Consider the following 4,041-nt stretch of genomic DNA (forward strand, 5'->3'; position numbering starts at 1 on the left):
CGAGTAAGCATGCATGAGACTCCAAGTTTGCGATTTGGAGCTACCACGATCCTTCCTACGGGATTGGGTGGCAGCTGTGCATGGGGTAGGAATACCGGGAAACTTGGAACCCGGCCAGGCCGAAGCCTGCCCACACACAGCCACCATGACATCGCAGCGGGCGCAAAAAAGGCGCCAGCCGTTGCAATGGGGCGCCTAGTGCGTGCGCCAAGTTTACCAGCAGGTTCCTACACCTGGTCGCGGATTTTGCTGCGACTTGGGGAATGTAGCTCTGAGTGGGATCTATTCGCAACAGCTACAGTGGAGGGAAATTTCCGAAAACGGAGAAGGACAGAAAGACCGGTAGCACATCGGTTCGGAGTTCGGACATATCACACCACGCTCAAATTTACCTAGCGAACACTGGCAAGCAATGTGCCCAGCAGAGAGCGCGTAAAAACACAAAAAAGCTGCGCGAGCCCCGAAAACTCTTACAATCCTAGACTAGGTCTCTTACGCATTTTTTGTTCCCCCATACTCAAGAGATAGTCCCGTGAGTAACTCAGACGGCTCATCCGTGCCACTGATTGACGTAGTGAAACTTGCCGCATCCCTCCAGCGTTTCGCAGATGATCGCGACTGGCAGCAGTTCCACTCCCCAAAAAATCTCATTCTGGCGCTCACTGGCGAGGTAGGAGAGCTGTGCGAGATTTTCCAATGGATGAGCGATGCCGATTCGATCTCCGCCGCAACAGATCCCGAAATCGGCGAAGCCATCAAGAATGAGCTGGCGGATGTACTGATGTACCTGGTTCGCCTGAGCAGCGTACTTGGCATTGACCTCAACGAGGCGGTGACACAGAAACTCGCCTCAAATGGCCAGAAGTACCCCGTAGATAAAGCCAGAAGCACCAGCAAAAAGTACGACCGACTCTGACCAACACGCACCTAAGGACAACCCGTGATCGTCTACGCTGCGACCAAACAGCAATTTCTTAAAGACAACGATAACGATGACATCGAGGAGGTGATCCTCAGGCATTACAAGGAAGCTACCGGCAAGAACGTTGGCTCCTCGGAAATCAGGTCGTGGCAAGGGTCCCTGACGTACATGGCCAAGGTCCTTAGAGATGAGGGCCTCCCGAGCGATGCAGGCCTGGCCATAGAATTGCACATTCCGCAGTCGTCGAAGCGAATCGACTTTCTACTCACTGGTCGCGACGAAAACCAGGCAAAAAAGGCCGTACTGATCGAGCTGAAGCAATGGAGCAAGGCCAACGCCACCACCAAAGACGCCATCGTCAAAACGGCATTGGGTGGCGGCCTCATTGAGACCATTCACCCGTCCTATCAGGTATGGTCCTATGCAGCGCTGTTGGAAGGCTTCAACGAGGCGGTGTATGACAAAAGCATCGAAATCCGTCCGTGCGCCTACCTCCATAACTACGTCAGCGACGGGGTCATAGATTCAGCCCACTATGAGCCCCACATCAGCAAAGCTCCGCTGTTTCTGAAAGGCCCGGAAGAGCTCAGTAAACTCAGAACCTTTCTGAAAAAGCATATAAGTCATGGCGACAATAAAGAGGTTCTTTACGAGCTGTCCGAAGGAAAAATTCGCCCGTCCAAGGCGCTAGCCGAAGCCCTCGGGGGGTTGATGAAAGGCAAGCCCGAGTTCGTATTGATTGACGATCAGAAAGCAATTTTTGAGTCGGCGCTAGCGGCGGCAAGCGAGGCCTCGGACCAAGCACCCAAGGTGATGATCATCGAAGGTGGACCAGGCACCGGGAAAACTGTTGTGGCTATCAATCTGCTGGTGAAGCTCACCGAATTGAAGCTGATGAGCAAATACGTCTCCAAGAATGCAGCCCCACGCAAGGTCTACGAAAACAAACTGGTCGGCACCATCAAGCGCAGCCATTTCTCGAATTTCTTTTCAGGCTCTGGGGCATTCATCGACACTGAGCCCAACACATTCGATGCGCTTATCGTGGACGAAGCTCATCGGCTGAATGAGAAAAGCGGGCTTTATGGAAACCTTGGGGAAAACCAGATCAAGGAGCTGATTGATTCAGCGAAATGCTCCATTTTCTTCATTGATGAAGACCAGCGTGTAACCTTGAGCGATATCGGCAGCAAGCAGGCGATACGCGCCTTTGCAAAAGCCAAGGGTGCCGTGGTTGAAGAACACGTGCTGTCTTCGCAGTTTCGCTGCAGTGGTTCTGACGGTTACCTGGCATGGCTGGATGACACGCTAGGCATTCGCTCGACGGCAAACCCGACGCTTGAGACTCAAGAGTACGAGTTCAAGGTGTTTGACTCACCTCAGGCGATGCATGAAGCAATCAACGAGAAAAACCACGGAAACAAAGCTCGTGTGGTCGCGGGCTATTGCTGGCCTTGGCTAAGCAAGAAAGACCCCACCGCTGCTGATATCGTCATTGGTGACTACAAACGCCAATGGAACCTGGATCAGGATGGCAGCCTATGGATCATCGCTGAGAACTCCATCGAGCAGGTTGGCTGCATTCATACCTGCCAAGGTTTGGAAGTCGACTACATCGGGGTGATCATCGGGCCAGACCTAGTCGTACGTGACGGTAATGTAGTGACATCCCCGGATGAGCGCGACAAGCACGATAAATCGATTCGCGGCTGGAAAAAAATGATGAAAGAGCAACCTACCCTCGCGAAAAATGAAACAGACCTGATCATCAAAAATACATACCGAACCCTGATGACACGCGGAATGAAGGGTTGCTACCTGTACTGCACCGACAAAGAGACTGCGCAATACTTCGAGAGTCGGCTTAGCCAGCACAGCAATCATTGACGCTATCGTTTGCTAGGCCCCCCTGTACGTTCGGCGAGTGGGGACATCGTACGCGCAGGGGCATCAATCAACAGCTCGACCATTTGCTTGATAGATTCGATCCCGATTCGTTTATGGGGCTGAGCTCAAAAAGCACCGTCCATCGGAATCCAGACCACGCAGCGTTCCAACTGGTATTCCAAGCAAGTTGACCAATAAATTATTAACCAGCAAAAACAGATAGATACCGACTTGTTTCAACTTACCCCGGCCCACCGATCCCCCAAAGAACGCGCGCTAGGGCTTCTTCTTTGTACCCACCGTTTTTCTCATCTCAACGCCTCGCTTCGATGAGATGACGGGTGGAATGCGCTATGAAGGGCTCCCCCTGCCGCATCTGGTTATCCAGGACCAGCAACTCAGCGCGGTACTTGTCCACAGAGAAGTCCGGCACCCACCATACGCATTTGCGAAGAATCCACACGACTGCGCCTACATCCTGGAACAGCATGCGGCAGCGGGCTGTCCGTAGGTCAGTCACCGTCAGCCCGGCCGCCTGCGCTGCTACTACCTCATCCTGCGGATCGCGCATTTGCCGTTCACGTGGCAACGGCCCCAGGAAATGCTCGATCAGCTCAAAAGCCGAGGCAGGACCTACGTGCTGGGCGAAGTAATGTCCACCAGGTCGGAGGACGCGATGGATCTCGTGCCAGTCGGGATTCACCGGGTGGCGTGAGGTGACCAGCTCGAACGAGGCGTCGGCAAATGGGAGCGCTGTGCCGGGGGCTACCTCGATGACTTCAACGCCGCGTGACCCCAGGTGCTCTTGCGCCTTGCGGGCGTTGGGTGGCCAGGCTTCAGTTGCGCACATGAGGGGCGGAAAGCGTGGAGCCTCGTCTAGCACCTCCCCGCCGCCGGTATCGAGATCCAGCGCCGCGCGTACGCCGTCCAGACGCTGTGCAAGGAGCTTGGCGTAGCCCCAAGGTGGGCGCTGCTCGGAGGCGCGTCCTGTCAGCCAGTCGAAGCCCCAGCCGGTTATATCTGCAGCACTGGCTTCGGCTAGCAGGTCGTCAAAGGAATTCATTTGAGCGTCCAGGGTAACGTTTGCATGGGGGGCAGTATAAATCGTGTAGGTGCGGGCTTGCGCGGCTGTAGGCCTCAGGGCGCCGCTTACGCGGCGCATCGCCGGCAAGCCGGCTCCCACACTGACAGTACCTAGGGGTACCGGCTTGCTGATGATATGACCTGGCCGA

Annotated in this window: 3 protein-coding genes; 2 read left to right on the forward strand and 1 reads right to left on the reverse strand. The window is 54.9% G+C overall.

Going from position 1 to position 4,041, the window contains the following annotated elements:
* Positions 1-532: 532 nt before the first annotated feature.
* Positions 533-916, forward strand: a complete 384-nt coding sequence (locus ACQ4OD_RS26170) for a nucleotide pyrophosphohydrolase (protein WP_430945203.1) — start codon at positions 533-535, stop codon at positions 914-916.
* 24 nt (positions 917-940) lie between these two features.
* The gene (locus ACQ4OD_RS26175; RefSeq protein WP_430945204.1) at positions 941-2,809 is read left to right on the forward strand and encodes a DNA/RNA helicase domain-containing protein; all 1,869 of its coding nucleotides are present in this window, start codon (positions 941-943) and stop codon (positions 2,807-2,809) included.
* A 313-nt stretch (positions 2,810-3,122) separates the two neighbouring features.
* On the opposite strand, the gene ACQ4OD_RS26180 is transcribed toward ACQ4OD_RS26175, so the two are convergent.
* On the reverse strand, positions 3,123-4,041 hold a 919-nt coding region (locus tag ACQ4OD_RS26180), incomplete at its 5' end, for a class I SAM-dependent methyltransferase (RefSeq protein WP_430945205.1).

This window comes from Pseudomonas sp. WC1, from assembly GCF_050586565.1.
Classification (GTDB): domain Bacteria; phylum Pseudomonadota; class Gammaproteobacteria; order Pseudomonadales; family Pseudomonadaceae; genus Aquipseudomonas.